This window comes from Vibrio sp. RM-69-4 (assembly GCF_024743775.1).
Lineage (GTDB): Bacteria > Pseudomonadota > Gammaproteobacteria > Enterobacterales > Vibrionaceae > Vibrio > Vibrio anguillarum.
Map to the genome: position 1 here is coordinate 173,114 of NZ_JAMQXI010000070.1, position 18,418 is coordinate 191,531.

Below are 18,418 nucleotides of genomic sequence, written 5' to 3' on the forward strand. Positions count from 1 at the left end.
AAAAAATGAAATTTTAGAATTTCAGGTAATATGAAGAGCCCGCCATAATGCATCCATGAATTAAGTTATGGATAACAACAATGAGTACGACGGAAACCATTTCTCAGTTGCCAATCAAAGGGCCGCGCTTAGTTGCGGTCAACAATGATGCTTTGGCAAGTAGCGCTCCATCGTACGTCAAAAGCCAATTGACCTGTGGTGAAGTGGCTTTGATTGGTGCAGGGCCGGGCGACCCAGAACTGCTGACGCTCAAAGCGCTGAGCTTTCTACAACAAGCTGACGTGGTGTTGTACGACTACCTAGTGTCTGATGAAATTATGGCGCTGGTGCCGAGCGATACCATCTTAGTCTGCGTGGGTAAGCGCGCTGGACACCACAGTGTTCCTCAAGAAAAAACCAATCAATTGCTGATCGATTTTGCGCAGCAAGGTTACAAAGTCGTGCGTATTAAAGGCGGCGATCCGTTTATGTTTGGCCGCGGTGGTGAAGAGTTGGAAGTGCTGTTTGATGCGGGAGTGAAATTTCAGGTGATCCCCGGTATTACAGCGGCGGCAGGCGCAACAGCCTATGCGGGAATTCCACTGACTCATCGTGATTATGCGCAATCCGCTCTGTTTGTCACCGGTCACCTTAAAGCGGAAAACGATGACATGGATTGGTCAACACTGGCACGTGGTAATCAAACCTTAGTCATTTACATGGGCTTGATGAAGTCGAGTTATATCCAGCAGCAGTTGATTGAACATGGACGCCAAGCCAACACACCAATCGCGATTATTGAACGCGGTACTCAGCGTTCACAAAAAGTCTTCAAAGGGCAGCTCAGTGACTTATCACAACTGGCGGCGCGGGCGCAGGCTCCGGCCTTGATTGTGGTGGGCGAAGTGGTGGCGCTGTCGGAAAAACTGCATTGGTTTGGTGAACAACCCGCGCAGCAAAACCAAGTGAATTACGCCTGATTGCAAGGCTAGTCAGTTAGTTCCAACTCAATACTCAAACCAATTTCTCATTGCACAAGGCTCGCAATGCGAGCGAAAAGGAAGCATGCAGATGGATCAACAACGCTTAACCCATTTACAACAGCTCGAAGCCGAAAGTATTCATATTTTACGTGAAGTGGCCGCTGAATTTGATAACCCAGTAATGATGTATTCGATTGGTAAAGACTCTTCGGTGATGCTGCATTTAGCGCGCAAGGCTTTTTATCCGGGGAAAATTCCCTTCCCACTGCTGCATGTGGACACCGATTGGAAATTTCGTGAGATGATCGAATTTCGTGATCGTATGGCGCACAAGTATGGTTTTGAGCTTTTGGTACACAAAAACCCAGAAGGGATTGCGATGGGGATCAGCCCTTTTGAGCATGGATCTTCAAAGCATACTGACATCATGAAAACCCAAGGTTTAAAACAAGCGTTGAACCAATATGGTTTTGATGCTGCTTTTGGTGGTGCGCGTCGTGATGAAGAGAAATCACGCGCGAAAGAGCGTGTTTATTCTTTTCGTGACAAGAACCACACGTGGGATCCGAAGAACCAGCGTCCGGAGCTATGGAAAACCTACAACGGCCAAATCAATAAAGGTGAGAGCATTCGTGTTTTCCCGTTGTCGAACTGGACTGAATTGGATATTTGGCAATACATCTATTTGGAAAACATCGAGATCGTACCGCTGTATTTATCGGACATTCGCCCAGTTGTCGAACGCGATGGGATGCTGATCATGGTCGATGACGAGCGGATGAAGCTGCAACCTGGAGAAGAAGTACAGCACAAGAGTGTGCGTTTTCGCACGTTAGGTTGTTATCCACTCACTGGCGCAATTGAATCAGAGGCCAATACGCTAACGGGCATCATTGAAGAGATGCTGGTGGCCACTTCCAGTGAACGACAAGGCCGCGCGATCGACCACGATCAATCAGGATCGATGGAATTGAAAAAACGCCAAGGTTATTTCTAAGCCTCTAAGGAAAGATTATGAATAGTGCAGTTCAGGCTCAGCTTTCTGAGATCGGTATTGAAGCTTATCTCACGCAACACCAGCACAAATCGTTACTGAGATTTCTGACTTGTGGCTCGGTTGATGATGGAAAAAGTACCTTGATTGGTCGTTTGCTTCATGACACAAAACAGATTTATGAAGATCAACTGGCCGCCGTCCATTCCGATAGCCAGCGTGTTGGCACGACGGGTGAGCGCCCCGATTTAGCTCTGTTAGTTGATGGCCTGCAAGCGGAACGTGAGCAAGGGATCACCATTGACGTGGCGTATCGCTATTTCTCTACTCAAAAGCGCAAATTCATCATTGCCGATACTCCGGGGCATGAGCAGTACACGCGCAATATGGCGACGGGCGCATCCACTTGCGATCTCGCGGTGATTTTGATCGATGCCCGTAAAGGCATTTTGGATCAAACGCGTCGCCACTCATTCATTGCCAATCTGTTAGGTTTGAAGCATTTTGTGGTGGCGGTGAATAAGATGGATCTGGTCGATTACTCACAAGATCGTTTTGAGCAGATCCGTCAAGACTACGTGGAATTTTCAAAGCATCTGCAAGGTGATACTGATATTCAGATCATCCCGCTTTCTGCTCTGGAAGGGGACAACGTGGTCGAAGCAAGTCAACATATGCGTTGGTATCAAGGCCCATCACTGCTGGAGCTGCTTGAAACGGTGGACGTAGATCAGCAAAAAGGAGCCGGTGAGTTTCGTTTTCCAGTGCAGTATGTGAACCGACCGAATCTCGATTTTCGCGGTTTTGCTGGCACGATTGCAGCGGGCAGCATCAGCGTTGGAGATGCAATCACTGCACTTCCGTCCGGAAAAACATCCACCGTGGCACGTATTGTTACTTTCGATGGAGATTTGCCGCAAGCGCAAGCAGGCCAAGCGGTGACGTTAACGCTCAGCGATGAAATTGACATCAGCCGTGGTGATCTTATTGTGCTGCAAGGAGCGCAGGTTGAATCAACTAACCATCTATTAGCCGATGTGGTCTGGATGACAGAACAACCGCTCAAAGCCGGGCGTGAATACAACATCAAAATTGCAGGTAAGAAAACCGTCGGCCAGTTGCAAGCAGTACGTCACCAGTACGATATTAATAATTTATCGACTTATCACAGTGAAGAGTTGCCGCTCAATGGCATTGGCTTGTGTGAATGGTCGCTAACAGAGTCGATCGCGCTGGATAAATACTTAGACAGTGCCAATACTGGTGGATTTATCATCATCGATCGCCTGACGAATGTGACGGTGGGGGCGGGCTTAGTTCGAGATAGTTTGCAAAACATCGCTCATGCTCAAAGCGCCCACTCTGCATTTGAAGTTGAATTGAATGCCTTGATCCGCAAGCACTTTCCACACTGGGAAGCCAAAGATCTTCGTCAGTTACTCAAGGCTTAACTGTGGTGATTCGGTGGGAGGGATTGCCGCTTACAGCGTCCCTCTATTGGCTAGTTTGAGGCAACAAAGGATTGAGTAATGAGTACGAATTTGGCCAATAAAGATGAAAATGTTGTCTGGCATCAGCATACGGTGGATAAGTCGTTCCGCGCCAACTTAAAACAACAACAGCCAGCAGTATTGTGGTTTACGGGGTTGTCAGGGGCGGGAAAATCAACCATTGCTGGTGCGTTGGAACAGCGTTTAGCTCAACTCGGGTATCACACCTATTTACTCGATGGGGATAATGTACGCCACGGCTTGTGCAGCGACCTTGGGTTCTCAGAGCAAGATCGGCGAGAAAATATTCGCCGTATTGGTGAACTCGCGAAGCTGATGGCCGATGCTGGGTTAATCGTGTTATCAGCATTCATTTCACCGCATCGCGCTGAGCGTCAATTAGTGCGCGATATGCTGCCACAAGGTGAATTCATCGAAGTGTTTGTCAATACCAAGTTGGACGTGTGCGAGCAGCGTGACCCGAAGGGGCTGTATAAAAAAGCGCGCGCTGGTGAAATCAGTAATTTTACGGGCATTGACTCTGAGTATGAGTCGCCGCAAAGCCCTGAGATCGATCTTGCGGCTGGCGAAAAAAGCATTGATGAGCTGGTGGAAATTTGCCTAACAGCGCTGCAAGTGCGAGCGATTATCGCCTAATGTAGAAGAGGGCTCATCAGCTTGAGCCCTTTATTTTTTGAGGCTAGACGGCGTGATGAAAAGAGCTGCTGGCAACTTCGGTGTGGACAGTGAATTTCTGGCTAAGCACCGCCAACATCTGATCGTAGTACTGCATATTCGGTTTATTACCCAGTAGCTTACACAGCTCATTGCCAGTGGGACTGAAACGGTAATAGAGCAGCCTTACCCCTTTACTCATCGATTGCAGTGACAGATTCTTGCCTTGATAGGTCAACAGCAGTGCCGGTTCAAGTTCAATTTCTCCAGATTCCAGTTCAGTGGCATGCAGTAAGCCAAGCTCGATCAGTACCAACAGGCTCGAATAGGGTAATTGGAAACTACCCATATTGATGACAAATGTGCTGATGCGCTTTCCTAAACTAAAAATACCGTTAGTAGCACGAATGCCGACCAACAGCTTGCGGCTGTTATCGCTACCAAAACAGCAGGCTAACGCTGAGGCTTTTTGGAGTATCTGCGCCTCTTTTGGTGTCATGTCTTGTAATACTTGCAGCGCTTTCATTGAGGTTGAACCGGGGTTGGTCACCTCGCGTTTGAGTACTTGCGCCCAAAGTCGCTGCATCGAAGAGTTGTGGATGTCTTGCGCCATATCGAAAAAGCGGTGTAACCAATCTTGATCAGGCTCTCCCGCGGTCTCATTTTTACAAGAGATATGCGCCAGTTTGACGATCTGCTCTAGGTTTTTTTGTCGCTGCTCTTTACGTTGCTGTTCTCTAAATAAGGCGCGATCAAGCGAGGTTTTTTCTGGCGGATCCGTTTGTAGCAGCGCATCTAAGCCGTGATATTGAGCAATATTCAAAATGCGACTACCACTGTCTTTGATGTAGCTCGATTTTTTTTCGTGGCTTTGACCTGAGTTGGCTTGATGTTCAATCACTACAGGGTTGTTGGTATCTGCCATTTTATGTCCGCTTCAATCACCCATTTCATTCATGGATTAAAATGTAACGTGTAACGTATTTTCCATCTAGGAAAAACATTCGTTCTAGATCATAAATTTGCGCTATCCCTAATGATAATAACTTGTTAAAATTGTTATCGGAATTTGTGGGGCGCTTATGAAGTGTTGGAAAGAAAATAGACTGAAAAAGCACCTATCGATTACTTTACTATTGTTGATATATGTCGCTTTGCTAGCGTATTTATCTAAATATATCGTTTAGTTTAGATGAATCAATAGGTTGCTATTTTGTTAACTACATGTCGTCGTATTCTTCGATCGCAGTGCCTTCGATCACATACGCTGTTTCGGCCAGATCGTGGCTAACACTTTCGGTTTTCAGTGTCCCAATCAGATAAATTACATCCCAGAGCTGCTGGATTGGAGCACCTTGCGGATATTTCACATAAATAATTTGGTTTGGTGGCGGTGGCGGCACGTGAATGCATGCGCCAAAGTAGGGCACCAGTAGAAACTCAGTAACGTTATTGGCGTCACCTTCCAGTGGGATCACAAAGCCGGGTATTTTGACCACGCTGCCATTGAGCTCTTTTCTAACTCCGCCGATTTTTGATTGTGCAGCCGTCATTTCGCCATCATGGTTCAATGCTGGCATGCCATCGGCGTTGAATTGGTTACGTTCGTTCTCGGGGATCAGATCGATCCAATCGAGCGTCAGTACTTGTTCATTACTCTGTGCGTACATCGGTAACAAGCCTGATAGCAGCAGCGTGCTGATAAGCAGTAGTTTTTTCATCGTTAAGTCCTAAATTCGAATGGTCATTCCATCGCTAAGTGATTGTCTATAGGCGCGTAGAGCCGGGATAACACCAATAATAATGCCAGCCAGCTGTACATAAGCTAATAATTGCCACTCATAGCCGCTTAAGGTGCTGAGTGTGATTTGAATGCCATAATGCTGCGCAATAAAAGGTTGCGCCAGTGCGAGCAGTGAATATAACCCCGCTAATCCAACGCAGATGCCAATGAAGGTCAGCGTCGTCGCTTCGCTGATAAGCAGAGCAAAAATATGTTTAGGTTGTGCACCCATGGCGCGCAGAATCGCCATTTCACGGCGTCTTTCCTGCAAGCTTGTCAGTAAGCTGCTGAGCATACCAAGTAACCCTGCCGCCACCACAAATACCGACACTGCCATTAAAGCTTGTTCTGCTATCGACATCATACCCCACAGTTCTTGCAGAGCGACGCCGGGCATAATGGCGCTCAAGGGTTCTTGGCGATAGTTATTGATTTCACGTTGCAGTGCAAAGGTTTGAATTCTCGATTTTAAACCGATCAACATGGCGGTGATCTGCTTGGGTTGAAAGTTGTGTTGTTCAAGCTGCTCTTTGGATGGCGAATTGCCTAAATGCGCACCCGATTCCCAACCCACGTGAATGGCTTCAATTGCTTCTAATGAGACATGCACTGTTTTGTCTACGGGCGTTCCCGTTGGCGCTAAAATCCCCACTACTTTGAAAGGGAGGTTGTCGTGGCGGCTAAAACCTACATCGCTGATCCCATGCGCAATAATGATGTCACTGCCAATATGGTAACCTAAGGTTTCGGCGACATCTGAACCCAATACCGTTTCAAATAAACCATGAAACTCAGTGCCTTGAGAGAAGGTGAGTGGTTGCTTACTTCCATATTTGAAATGCTCGAAATAATGGTGATTAGTGCCCATAACGCGAAACCCTTGGTGTGAGTCACCCAAGGAAATGGGGATCGCCCACTTGACGCTGCGATGCTCACTGAAGGCTTGGTAGCTTTTCCAGTCGATATTATTGGTGGCATTGCCAATTCTAAATACCGAATAGAGCAGCAAGTTGACTTGTCCAGAGCGGCCGCCGACGATTAGATCCGTCCCTGAAATGGTATTGGCAAAGCTCTCTTTAGCTTGAGTTCGAATGCGTTCAACCCCCATTAACAGAATGACTGAAATGGCAACCGTCAGAATGGAGAGTAGCGCTGTGGTTTTGCGGTTAAGTACGCTTTTCCACGCCAGATTGGTAATTACATTCATGCTGTCACTCCTGCCTGATTCAATTGAGGGAGGTAAACTGCGCGGTCAAATAAAGCTTCTAAGGTGGGATCGTGGCTCACAAACACCAGTGTTGAACCTGCCCGATTCGCCTCTTCCAATAACAGTTCGATAAACGCGAGTCGATTGTCGTGATCCAGCGCCGAGGTTGGCTCATCAGCGATGATCAGCTTGGGTTCGCCAATCAGTGCTCTCGCCGCCGCGACACGCTGCTGCTGGCCAATACTCAGTTCGATAACCGGTTTAGTCAGTAGTTCAGGTGCAAGATGTAGGCGAGTGAGTAACTGTTTTGCTTTCTCAATCAGATCGCCTGCCACATTCTGCTTGCGAGTGCTGGAAAAATGGCAAGGTAGCGTAACGTTTTCAATCACTGAGAGATAAGGCAATAAATTAAATTGTTGGAAAATGTAGCCAATGTGATCGGCTCGAAAACGATCCCGTTGACGGGAAGTTAACGTCGACAGGTTGGTGCCTAAAATAGAGACCTCCCCTCGTTGTGCTTGGTTGATCCCAGTCAGTAAGCTCAGTAAGGTCGATTTGCCACAACCACTTGGCCCTTTAATAAAAAGGTGCTCTCCACGTTTTACACAAAGATCTTGGATAGATAAGGCTGGTTGTGAGCTATTCGGCCAACGAAATTCGACCTCTTTCAATTCAATGACAGACGTCAGCGATAGAATATGCAAATCACTCATTGTGAATTCCTTTAACGACAGTGAACCTAGAGTAAGTATGTGCTTACTCTAGGTTGTTGCTTATACGCCTTAAAACGTAATGCGAGTGCTGTTTGTTTTCAACTCAGAGGCAGATTGTGCTTTGTCTGTCAGTACATTGGCAGAGATTGTTTGGGTATTTGGGAACAAGTTAAACCATTGCGTGTCGAGGTACTGCAATTGCGGCATGTTATCGCAGTGATATTGGTACTGAATCGTGAATTCACCGTGACCACTGTGCTCGCCTTCATCATGCACATCTTTTTTATGGTCATGGTTTGCGTGTTGAGCATCTTTATCTTGATGTTTATCATCATGTTTTTCATGATGGTCGTGGTCGTGGTCGTGGTCGTGGTCGTGGTCGTGGTCGTGGTCGTGGTCGTGGTCGTGGTCGTGGTCGTGGTCGTGGTCGTGGTGCTCACCATTTAACGTATGGGCGATACGACTTTCTTCTAAATGACACTTGGCCGGAGCGGGCAGTTGGAAAATGCCATCGGCGTGGCTGAACTGCTCCAGGACTTTATTTAAGCGCTGTTGTTGTTCATCATTTTGTGGTGCATGTTCAAAGCCGACTACATCAGAGCCGGGGGCGGTGATTTCAATCAGTAAATCTTGCCCATCTTGAGCAATATTGAACTCGACGTGGCCATGTACATGAGCCTCATGTTGGCGAAACTCTTCATTTGCCAGTGCTGGCATGCTTAAAATTAGGCCGATAGAGAGAGCGAGTTTACGTTGGATAAACATTGGGTGATTCCTTTTAAACATCAAAATAGCCCTTAGCGCGTTGGCTTTGGGTAACAAATCATAAATAACTAGATAAGACGTCTAAAAGTGAGGAGGTGAGCGAGCAAGATAAGCGTAATGAACTGAGGGGCGACGTTGAGTTTTCTCTACTGATGATCGAATTTCGCAGCCACTAACGGCAGGAAGGATAGGCAGCGCACTGCTTAGACCATTTTGAAAGCCAGAAAAAAGTTGGCAATGATGCTGCGCGTGATGCGCAGGATTAGTATCGAGGTGATGATCTACATAAGCGACATTCAACCATAGCATCAACAGCATGGCACATAATGCAATGCTTTGAGCTCGGTAATGGGGGCAACGTAGACGGGTAAACATCAAACCAATACAGTAGTAAAATGATAATTGTTATAATATAACAATATTGTGAGAGTAAAGCGTACTCTTATTTTTATAAAAGCACCTTTCACCACGATATGTTTAGCAAAGGCAGCCGTGTTATCGGCCACCTAAGGTTATTATAAATTCTGTTTGATCAAGCCTAAAACCGTTTGAATTTCCTCATCACTCAATGCACCTTCCTTAACAAACAGTACCTTACCTTGCTTATCTTGAACGATGATCGCTGATGATTCCTCTTTTAAATCCCACGCTTTGGCTACATTTCCCGCTTCATCTAGCACCATGGAAGACCACGGAAACTCTTTCTTGCTGTCTTGAGCGGAAGATTTGACAAACGATCCTGTGCCCCAAATCGCATCATCTTGGTTGATGATCGAGGTGGTTTGATAACTTTCTGCGGGAAATTGTGCGGCCGTAATGGCAGCCATCAATGGTGCATTTAACGCTTTAGCACTGCTGCGACCAGCAATGGCTTGAATGACGCGCACTTTGCCTAGCAGTTGGCTGGTATCCCAAGTTTGAAAGGCCGTTTTATCATCTTGTAGGATGATTTCACCATATTTTTCCACTGAAACATCAGCAACTTGCTGACCTTGGGTAATGTTGTGTGCCATGGCAAGCGCTGGACAGCAGGCCATTAGAATGGCGATCACTCGTTTACTTTTCATTGTAGGGGTCCCTTTTAGTTGAGCAACAAAGGTATAGCATAGAATCAATAAAACCACGAAAAGAGGCCATGAAGCGGTTAACAAAATGCTAACAAAGCCTCAATTCTACACGCTTTATTCGCTGAGCTGAGGTGGGAAGCAGATGCCTGTTCCTCCTAACCCACAATAACCATTCGGATTTTTAGCTAAATATTGTTGATGATAGCTTTCGGCGTAGTAGTAAGGACCAGCGGGTACAATTTCGGTGGTAATTAAGGCTCGTTGACTGGCTGACAACGCCTGCTGGTATCGCTGCTTTGAGGCTTGTGCTATTTGCTGTTGTTGTTCTGAATAGGTATAGATAGCGGAGCGATACTGAGTGCCTTTATCGTTACCTTGACGCATGCCTTGGGTCGGATCGTGCTTTTCCCAAAAATGACTTAATAGCTTTTCTAATGGCAAGCGCTGTGGATCAAAAATTACGCGTACCACTTCAGTATGGCCAGTTTCACCACTGCATACTTCTTCGTAAGTTGGGTTTGGGGTAAAGCCGCCGGCATAGCCTACTGAAGTCGACACCACACCATCGAGTTGCCAAAATAAGCGTTCAGCGCCCCAAAAACAGCCCATACCAATCACTATTTGTTGCTGATGCTCATTAGGCTGCTCAGTGATGTTGCTGTGGTTAACGTAATGAATTTCCTCCACTGGCATAGGGGTTTCTCGTCCTTTCAGTGCTGTTTGTGCGCTGACCATTGTTTGTTTATTGAGCATGAGCTTTCCTTTCGTGTGTCTATTTTGGGCTTTATTTATTGTTGTTGAGCGACTGTTTCACATTCAGCCCGAATAATTGACTGATTTCATACAGACGAAGCGTGCTATTGGCGGTATGATTTCCAGCCATTAACGATCTGTTTACTCAACTGTTCCTTTAATTAAGCATGAGACGAAAATCATTACCAGTTCTATTCACGATGCTACTTATTTCCACTTCCGCGTATGCCAAGGTGGCGTTAACCATTAATGGTTTAGAGGGTGAATTAGAAAACAACGTTGAAGCCTATTTATCGTCGATTCCAGAGAGCGACTATTCAACGCATCTTCGTTTTCAATCTCGTTTAGAGAAAAGCATGACGGAAGCGCTTGTCGCGCTGGGTTACTACCATCCTCAATTTGAGTTTGTGGTGGTGAGCGATGAGCAAGAGCTGATGGTCAATATCAATCCTGGACCGCTAACAACCATTAAAGAGATGGATGTGGTGATCAGCGGGGAAGCTGAATCTGATGCTGATTTTGCCAATCTCATTAACCGCAATGCCCTTAAAGTGGGCGCGGCGGTTAACCATGGTCAGTACGATGCTTTGAAATCGGGTATTCGTAACTTAGCGTTGCAAAAAGGTTATTTTAACGGGAATTTTGAATTAAGCCGTTTGGAAGTTGCGCCAGAGTTGAATGAAGCTTTCGTACGCCTTCATTTTAACAGTGGTATTCGTTACCATTTTGGTCCCTCGCTCATTACTGGCAGCCAAATTGAAGATCAGCGAGTTCGCTCACTTCAGCCCTATAAAACCAATGATCCTTACCTTGTTTCCAAGGTAGGGGAATATAACCAAAACTTATCCAATACCGATTGGTTTTCCTCTGTTTTTGTTGAACCCGATCTTAGCCAACTGGAGAACGGTCGTGAACTGCCGATGAAGGTTTCCCTTGCACCGCAAGCTCGAAATCAGCTTGAAACCGGTTTAGGTTACTCAACGGATGTGGGAGTGCGTGGTTCATTCAAGTGGAAGAAACCTTGGGTTAACAGCCTCGGCCACAGTTTTGATAGCAGTTTCTCCCTTTCTGCCCCAGAGCAGACCATTACCGCTGGCTACAAAATACCGCTAGAAGATGTGCGGCGTGAATATTATCGAATTCAGTATGGAATGAAGAATGTCGATAACCGTGATACGAAGAGTTTGGAGTCTAACTTATCGTTTGAACGCCACTGGTTGCGTGATGGTGGTTGGCATCGAACCCTATTCGTTCGTTATTTGATAGAAAACTACGAACAAGGTTTGCAAAGCGATGTCGGCCAGTTTGTATTACCGGGAGCGACCTATTCTCGTTCGCGTGTTCGTGGTGGTTCAATGCCGATGTGGGGCGATAAACAGAGCATCACACTTGAGTATGGCGATCCAAATTTCGTCTCTGAAACGCGCGTGGTGCGGTTGTTGGCGGGCACGGCTTGGATACGCAGCGCTGGGCAAAACCACCGTGGTTTATTGCGTTTAGACGGCGGCGCAAACTTCAGTGAAGAGTTTGACAAACTCTCGCCTTCTCTGCGCTTCTTTGCTGGTGGCGATAACAATTTACGAGGGTATAGCTATCAATCTATCTCACCTAAAGATGCCAGCGGCGCACTGACTGGGGCCAAATACATCGCCACCAGTTCGTTGGAGTATCAATATCGCTTGGTTGGAAATTGGTGGGGAGCACTGTTTGTCGATTATGGCGATGCCTTTAATGACTCACCGGATTGGAAAACCGGTGTGGGAGCTGGGATTCGCTGGGCTTCTCCGGTTGGACCGATCCGATTAGATTTTGCATGGGGGCTTGACGCTAATCCCGGCGATGAATTTCAGCTGCATTTCACCTTGGGGCCTGAACTATGACCAAAGTGATGTTGAAGATAACCAAATGGGCATCGGCGATTTTATTCACCTTGTTGGGCGCGGTATTTATTGCACTCGCAGCCTTGTTGTTTACCAATACAGGGCTTAACGGTCTGTTGTGGGGAGCGCAAAAAGCGCTGCCACAACTGCAGGTTGCCAGCGCTAAAGGTGCAATTTTTCCACGTTTCACGCTCAACCAAGTCACCTTTTCCGATGAAGCATTAAAGCTCGATCTCGATGTGCAGCGCGTGACATTAGCCATAAGTGCTAGCTGCTTATTGGAGCCTTCAATTTGCTTAAATGAACTTGCGATCAGTGGCTTAAGGCTGGCGCTTCCTGAGCTTCCCCCTTCGACGCAAGGTGAGCCTTCGTCTGCCTCTGATCCCATTACGTCAATCTCTACACCGGTGCCAATTAAGGTTGGCCGTGTGGAGCTCAATGATATTCAGCTGGATATTTTGGGTAATACGCTGGCATGGAAGCAATTTTCTACTCATGCCTCATTTCAAGGTAATCGCTTACGGATTGGCAAAACCAGTTGGAGCGATATTCAACTGAAGCTTGCGACCAATGACGAGGCAGATTCAGCCTCAAGCGCACAATCCAAATCCACTCCATCCACAACCGTATCATCGACGGCGGCACCTGCGGTGAAAACGCCCATCACCTTGCCAGAGGTGATCATTCCGCTGCAATTGGAAGTGGAGCGTTTTGATATCAACCAGTTTACTCTTCAGCAAGCTGAGCCTTTGGTTGTCAAGCATCTTGGTTTGGTCGCCAATGCTTATCAGAGCAGTGTTTCATTAAAATCACTTGAGCTTGAGCTGCCACAATTGATTGCCAACCTAAAAGCTGATGCGCAGCTGAAGGGAGACTATTCGCTCAATCTCTCTTTAAAAAGCACGCTCAAAATGGCCGAAGCTCAGGGGCAAACACTGGCACTAGAGGCTTCGGGGAGCTTGGGTGATTTAACGCTCAACGCGAAATTGGGCGGGCTTGCGCAAGCAAACTTAAATGCGCAATTGGCGCTACTGCAACCTGAGATCCCGTTTGATATTTCGTTAGATGATGTTCAAGCACAGTGGCCATTGATTGGGCAAGGAGACTATTTTGTTCGCGTGCCGAGTTTAAAAACTCAAGGCTCACTCGACGGATATAGCGTGGTGCTCAATGGCCAACTGCAAGGTAAAGATCTGCCCGATGTGACGCTGGATGTTGCTGGTAAAGGTACTTTACAGCAAATCAACTTAGATTCTTTGCTAATCGATACCTTAGGGGGGCAAATTGCTGGCCAAGTGATGGCCAACTGGCAAGCCCCAATTCACTGGCAAGCGGCGCTGAATTTAGAACAGATTCAGCCGGGATTGCAGTGGCCGGAAGCTGAAGGCGTGATCAGCGGTAAGCTCGAAACCACGGGTGAGCTGACCGAGCAGGGCGGTTGGAACGTTGCGCTGCCTATTTTGGATATTGAGGGTGTGTTGCGTGGCTACCCACTGAATATTGAAGGTCAATTAAACGCATCAGATATGACAGGGAAAGGCGCTTTTACTGTGTCGACCAGCGGCTTAACGTTAGCCCATGGACCCAACCAGATTACGGCCAAAGGTGAGCTGGATAAAGAGTGGCGTATGGGCTTATCGGTTGATTTTGCGGATTTGGTGAAAAGTGTTCCTGATTTGCACGGCAAAGTGATTGGCGATATTTATCTGCGTGGTGATTTACAGCAGCCACAAATCAAGCTGCGCCTCAATGCAAATGATCTTGCTTGGCAGCAACAAGCGACCTTAAAGCAGGTGACTTTAACTGGTGATGTTACGCCACTTCCTGTGCCACAAGCCGAAGTGAAATTGCAGGCGAGCCAGTTGAGCTACCAGCAGCAGTTAGTTGATAGTGTGGACTTGCGTTTTTCAGGCACGCAGGCGCAGCATCAACTGAGCTTAGACGTCATTTCAAATCTGATTTCAACCAGCTTGGCGATCAGCGGATCTTTTGAAGATAAGCCGACGATGCAGTGGCAAGGTGCGCTGGAACGAGTACAACTGTCCACAGAACAAGGGCCGTGGCTATTAAACCAAGCGACACCTGTTGCGGTTAATATCGAGAAACAACAAGCCACGATTGCCGCGCATTGTTGGCAGCAAGAGGGAACATCGCTCTGCTTAGATAAAGACGCGACTGTGGGGCAAAGTGGTGCGGCCGAGTTCTCTCTCAATCATTTTGATTTTCAGCAAATCGCAATGTTTTTACCGCAAGAGACTCAACTTAAAGGCCAAGCCGATGTCAGTCTCACAGCTCAATGGGCGCCCAATGCCGCGCCTCAAGCGAAAGTGTCACTCAGCTTAAGCCAAGGTGCAGTCACGCAGCACATCGACCAAGCCATTACTTTAGGTTGGGATAGCGTCACTATTGAAAGTACGCTTGAACAGAACAAGCTGTTTGCTCGTTGGCTAGTGGATGTGACCGATAATGGCGATCTGTCGGGGCAAATCACCATTTCGGATCTAATGGCAAAAGAAAAAATGATGGATGGCGCATTAACGCTTTCCACTTTTAATATTGATTTTCTACAGCCGCTGCTTGGGGATTATAGCCAAGCGAAATCGAAGATTAGCAGTCAACTTGCCTTCAGTGGGCCGATGTTGCACCCGAAAGTGATGGGCAGCGTGGTGGTGGATGACATTGTCGTCAAAGGCGATATTTCGCCGCTGGATGTTACCTCGGGCCGAGTGACGATGGACTTTAATGGTTACCAAGCCTTGCTCAATGCAGCGATTCAAACTGCGGATGGCGAGTTGAGTATCAAGGGGGATGCCGACTGGCAGAAAATGGAGCAGTGGCGTGCCAACCTGCGTGTGTTGGCCGATGAGCTATTGGTGGATCTGCCGCCTATCGTCAAGATTAAAGTTATCCCAGACATGAGCATCACACTAGAACCTCAACTGGCCACTGTGACAGGGAATATTAACCTGCCTTGGGGGCGTATCGTGGTAGAAGAGTTGCCTCCGAGCGCGATTGGTGTCTCCAAAGATCAAGTGATATTGGACGCGGCTTTACAGCCCGTGAGCGAGCAAAGCGCCATGCCATTTAACGTTGAAACGAATGTAAACATCTCGATTGGTGATGATTTCCGGCTCAGTGCCTTTGGTTTGCAAGGCAGCTTGATTGGCCGCCTCAATGTGGCGCAAAAGGATAAAGGTCCTTTTATTACTGGAGAAGTAAACATCCAAAATGGTTCGTATCGATCCTTTGGACAAGATTTGCTGATCCAAGAAGGCAAAATTTTAATGAATGGACCGGTTGATCAACCTTATGTTTCGATTAAAGCGGTGCGCAACCCGGATAACACACAAGATGGCGTGATTGCAGGGGTAAAAGTGACCGGCTCTGCCGATGAACCCGCAGTCTCCATTTTTTCAGAACCCGCGATGCCACAAGCCAATGCACTTTCTTACCTACTTCGTGGTCAGAATATTGATGGCGAGGCGGGTGGCAATGCGATGACCACTGCACTAATTGGTTTGAGCTTGGCACAAAGCGGTAAGGTGGTGGGCGAAATTGGCCAAGCCTTCGGCGTGCAAGATCTGCAATTGGATACGGCCGGTTCCGGTGATGATTCACAAGTGACGGTAAGCGGCTATATTTTACCGGGGCTACAAGTGAAATATGGTGTTGGTATTTTCAGCTCGGTGGGCGAATTTACCGTGCGTTACCGCTTGATGAGGGATTTGTACGTTGAAGCGGTATCCGGCTTAGATAGCGCGGTGGATCTTTTGTATCAGTTTGAATTTAACTAGGGACAGTCATATGCAACATCTGGTTTTTGTCTACGGCACATTACGCCGTGGTGAAAGTAATGCGCATCTGCTTGAGACAAGCGAAATGTTAGGATCGTTCTACACGCCAGCTGACTATACGCTGTATGATCTAGGTCCATATCCTGGCTTGGCTCAGGGACAGCAATCGATAGTCGGTGAGGTATATCGAGTGGATGAGCAGACACTAGCAAAACTCGATCTTTTAGAAGATATTCCCATCGAATATCGCCGTGAAACGATCGAAACCCCATTTGGCCGTGCGTGGATTTATCTCTATCAAGATCACAGCCGTCTTACTGCTGTGATTAATTCTGGAGACTGGTGCCAACGGGTGTAACGAACGGCGTTGAAAATGGAAATAAAAAGCCACACAGCGTATTAGCAGGATGTGGCTTTTTATTTATAACGACACTTATACCCTTCCTACTTGAAGCTGCAGCGGTGTTGGCTACGTTCGTTCACCCCAATCACATAGTTTGCCTATGCTCATAGGGACTCACTCACTTGCCGCCTACCTGCAACTCCAAGTTGTTTGGGTATATAACTATCGTGACTGTTTAATGATGGTGACTATTTTTGAGCGCGTTCAAATGAAGTCAGGATTTCAGCTCGCGCGGCAGCGGCATCTTCCCATCCATCGACTTTGACCCATTTGCCCGCTTCAAGCTCTTTATAGCGTTCAAAGAACTGTGTAATTTGCGCCTTCAGTAGTGCTGGCAGGTCATTTACGTCTTGAATGTGGTCGTACTCTTTGGTGAGCTTGGAGTGAGGAACCGCCACCACTTTGGCATCTTCACCAGACTCATCGGTCATCTTCAATACGCCAACTGGGCGGCAGCGAATCACCGAGCCTGGCATGAGCGGGTAAGGGGTGGGCACCAACACATCGACAGGATCGCCATCGAGCGATAAGGTGTGATTCACATAACCGTAGTTGCATGGGTAGAACATAGGTGAAGACATGAAACGGTCCACAAATACCGCGCCAGATTCTTTGTCGACTTCGTATTTGATTGGGTCGGCGTTGGCTGGAATTTCAATCACCACGTAAATATCATCAGGCAGTGATTTTCCTGCCGGAACGTTGTTTAAGCTCATTTAGCATTTCCTTTTTCGTCGCTGGACTTGAATTGTTTTGGGTTGATTAACAGAACGTAAACGCTTGTGTTGCAACTTTAGCGGTAAATAGGAAACGGTGTAAACCGTAAAAAGAGAGTCTTGCCTCATATTTATCGATAAAAAAAGCGCCTAGAGTTAGGCGCTCATTGAGCTGATTTAATCGCAATTGAGTTCCAAGAACTCTTCCAATTTATGGACCATATTTTTTGAACCGCAGAAGAATGGCACACGTTGATGCAGTTCTGTCGGCTTAATATCCAACACGCGATTGACACCGTCAGAAGCAATACCGCCTGCTTGTTCAATCAAAAACGCCATAGGATTGCATTCATACAATAGACGCAGCTTGCCGTTTGGATGGCTTTGCGTGCTTGGGTATAGATAGATCCCACCTTTGAGCAGGTTACGGTGAAAATCCGCCACTAGCGAACCAATGTAACGTGACGTGTAAGGGCGATTATCTTCAGGCACATTCTCTTGGCAATATTTAATGTATTTTTTGACGCCGGTTGGGAAGCGGATGTAGTTACCTTCATTGATGGAGTAAATTTTACCATCATCGAAGGTCATCATATTGGGGTGTGAAAGATAGAAAGTGCCGAGTGACGGATCATAAGTAAAGCCATTCACGCCGTTGCCGGTGGTATACACCAACATGGTTGAAGAGCCGTAAATAACATAACCAGCCGCAACCTGTTTATTACCGGGTTGTAAGAAGTCTTCTTGTGTTGGTGGCGTGCCGACTGGCGATACGCGGCGATAAATAGAAAAAATCGTGCCGACAGAGACATTGACATCGATGTTGGATGAGCCGTCCAGCGGGTCCATCAACACCACGTATTTTGCGTTTTTGTTGAGCTCTTTGCTGAACGCAACCGCTTCATCTTCTTCTTCACTGGCGACACCACACACTTGATCGCGCGCTTCAAGCGCCGCTTTAAATTTTTCGTTGGCGTAGACATCGAGTTTTTGTTGTTCTTCGCCTTGAATATTATCCGTACCAACTGCACCGGTAATATCAGCAAGGCCTGCTTTGTTGATTTCTCTATTAACAATTTTTGCCGCAAGACGAATAGAGGACAACAGAGATGAAAGATCACCGCTTGCGTGGGGGAAGTCATGTTGTTTCTCAACAATAAACTCGCCAAGAGTGCGAATCTCAGACATGTTATTTCCTTAACATAGCTATATAGGG

The 18,418-nt window shown here is 47.1% G+C and carries 17 protein-coding genes; 7 read left to right on the forward strand and 10 right to left on the reverse strand.

What is annotated here, in order from left to right; translation table 11 throughout:
• The first annotated feature begins 80 nt into the window (after positions 1–80).
• From cobA to cysC, 4 genes are all read left to right on the forward strand, one after another.
• Positions 81–959, forward strand: a complete 879-nt coding sequence (cobA, locus tag NB504_RS11305) for a uroporphyrinogen-III C-methyltransferase (protein WP_094133341.1) — start codon at positions 81–83, stop codon at positions 957–959.
• Positions 960–1,050: 91 nt separating this feature from the next.
• Positions 1,051–1,959: a sulfate adenylyltransferase subunit CysD gene (gene cysD / locus NB504_RS11310; RefSeq protein ID WP_026029179.1), complete on the forward strand. Its 909-nt coding sequence runs from the start codon at positions 1,051–1,053 to the stop codon at positions 1,957–1,959.
• A 17-nt stretch (positions 1,960–1,976) separates the two neighbouring features.
• Positions 1,977–3,407, forward strand: coding sequence for a sulfate adenylyltransferase subunit CysN (gene cysN / locus NB504_RS11315; protein ID WP_017049184.1), 1,431 nt, complete (start codon positions 1,977–1,979; stop codon positions 3,405–3,407).
• Positions 3,408–3,485: 78 nt separating this feature from the next.
• Complete coding sequence (gene cysC / locus NB504_RS11320; protein ID WP_013855944.1) at positions 3,486–4,103, forward strand: adenylyl-sulfate kinase; 618 nt, start codon at positions 3,486–3,488, stop codon at positions 4,101–4,103.
• A gap of 43 nt (positions 4,104–4,146) precedes the next feature.
• Here the strand turns inward: cysC and NB504_RS11325 are convergent, their stop codons facing one another.
• The 8 genes from NB504_RS11325 to msrA all read right to left on the reverse strand — a co-directional run bounded on the left by NB504_RS11325 (position 4,147) and on the right by msrA (position 10,409).
• The gene (locus NB504_RS11325; protein WP_013855945.1) at positions 4,147–5,046 is read right to left on the reverse strand and encodes a TIGR03899 family protein; all 900 of its coding nucleotides are present in this window, start codon (positions 5,044–5,046) and stop codon (positions 4,147–4,149) included.
• Positions 5,047–5,341: 295 nt separating this feature from the next.
• Positions 5,342–5,842 (reverse strand): DUF3299 domain-containing protein, encoded by a 501-nt coding sequence (locus NB504_RS11330; protein ID WP_013855946.1) that lies wholly within the window; start codon positions 5,840–5,842, stop codon positions 5,342–5,344.
• Between the two features lie 9 nt (positions 5,843–5,851).
• Complete coding sequence (locus NB504_RS11335) at positions 5,852–7,111, reverse strand: FtsX-like permease family protein (protein WP_017046979.1); 1,260 nt, start codon at positions 7,109–7,111, stop codon at positions 5,852–5,854.
• Positions 7,108–7,824, reverse strand: coding sequence for an ABC transporter ATP-binding protein (locus NB504_RS11340; RefSeq protein ID WP_013855948.1), 717 nt, complete (start codon positions 7,822–7,824; stop codon positions 7,108–7,110). The genes NB504_RS11335 and NB504_RS11340 overlap by 4 nt, the downstream gene beginning before the upstream one ends.
• A gap of 69 nt (positions 7,825–7,893) precedes the next feature.
• Entirely contained in the window at positions 7,894–8,589 is a 696-nt protein-coding gene (locus NB504_RS11345) for a DUF2796 domain-containing protein (RefSeq protein ID WP_258428920.1), read from the reverse strand.
• An 81-nt stretch (positions 8,590–8,670) separates the two neighbouring features.
• Positions 8,671–8,964, reverse strand: coding sequence for a DUF2607 family protein (locus NB504_RS11350; protein ID WP_081989810.1), 294 nt, complete (start codon positions 8,962–8,964; stop codon positions 8,671–8,673).
• Between the two features lie 140 nt (positions 8,965–9,104).
• Entirely contained in the window at positions 9,105–9,656 is a 552-nt protein-coding gene (locus tag NB504_RS11355; RefSeq protein WP_026027808.1) for a YtfJ family protein, read from the reverse strand.
• A gap of 114 nt (positions 9,657–9,770) precedes the next feature.
• Positions 9,771–10,409 (reverse strand): peptide-methionine (S)-S-oxide reductase MsrA, encoded by a 639-nt coding sequence (gene msrA / locus NB504_RS11360; RefSeq protein ID WP_258428922.1) that lies wholly within the window; start codon positions 10,407–10,409, stop codon positions 9,771–9,773.
• 167 nt (positions 10,410–10,576) lie between these two features.
• Here msrA and NB504_RS11365 point away from each other — a divergent pair, with 167 nt between their 5' ends.
• Genes NB504_RS11365 through NB504_RS11375 form a run of 3 tightly spaced genes read left to right on the forward strand, consistent with a single transcriptional unit; the run spans position 10,577 to position 16,441 of the window.
• Positions 10,577–12,289 carry an autotransporter assembly complex family protein gene (locus NB504_RS11365; protein WP_222715723.1) on the forward strand — a complete coding sequence of 571 codons (1,713 nt, stop codon included), beginning with the start codon at positions 10,577–10,579 and terminating at the stop codon, positions 12,287–12,289.
• Positions 12,286–16,083, forward strand: a complete 3,798-nt coding sequence (locus NB504_RS11370; protein WP_258428923.1) for a translocation/assembly module TamB domain-containing protein — start codon at positions 12,286–12,288, stop codon at positions 16,081–16,083. The genes NB504_RS11365 and NB504_RS11370 overlap by 4 nt, the downstream gene beginning before the upstream one ends.
• Before the next feature lie 10 nt (positions 16,084–16,093).
• Positions 16,094–16,441, forward strand: coding sequence for a gamma-glutamylcyclotransferase (locus NB504_RS11375; RefSeq protein WP_172859027.1), 348 nt, complete (start codon positions 16,094–16,096; stop codon positions 16,439–16,441).
• 233 nt (positions 16,442–16,674) lie between these two features.
• On the opposite strand, the gene ppa is transcribed toward NB504_RS11375, so the two are convergent.
• Together ppa and fbp are read right to left on the reverse strand one after the other, a co-directional pair.
• Positions 16,675–17,202 carry an inorganic diphosphatase gene (ppa, locus tag NB504_RS11380; RefSeq protein WP_010318803.1) on the reverse strand — a complete coding sequence of 176 codons (528 nt, stop codon included), beginning with the start codon at positions 17,200–17,202 and terminating at the stop codon, positions 16,675–16,677.
• A gap of 177 nt (positions 17,203–17,379) precedes the next feature.
• Entirely contained in the window at positions 17,380–18,390 is a 1,011-nt protein-coding gene (gene fbp, locus NB504_RS11385) for a class 1 fructose-bisphosphatase (protein ID WP_258428924.1), read from the reverse strand.
• Positions 18,391–18,418: the final 28 nt, after the last annotated feature.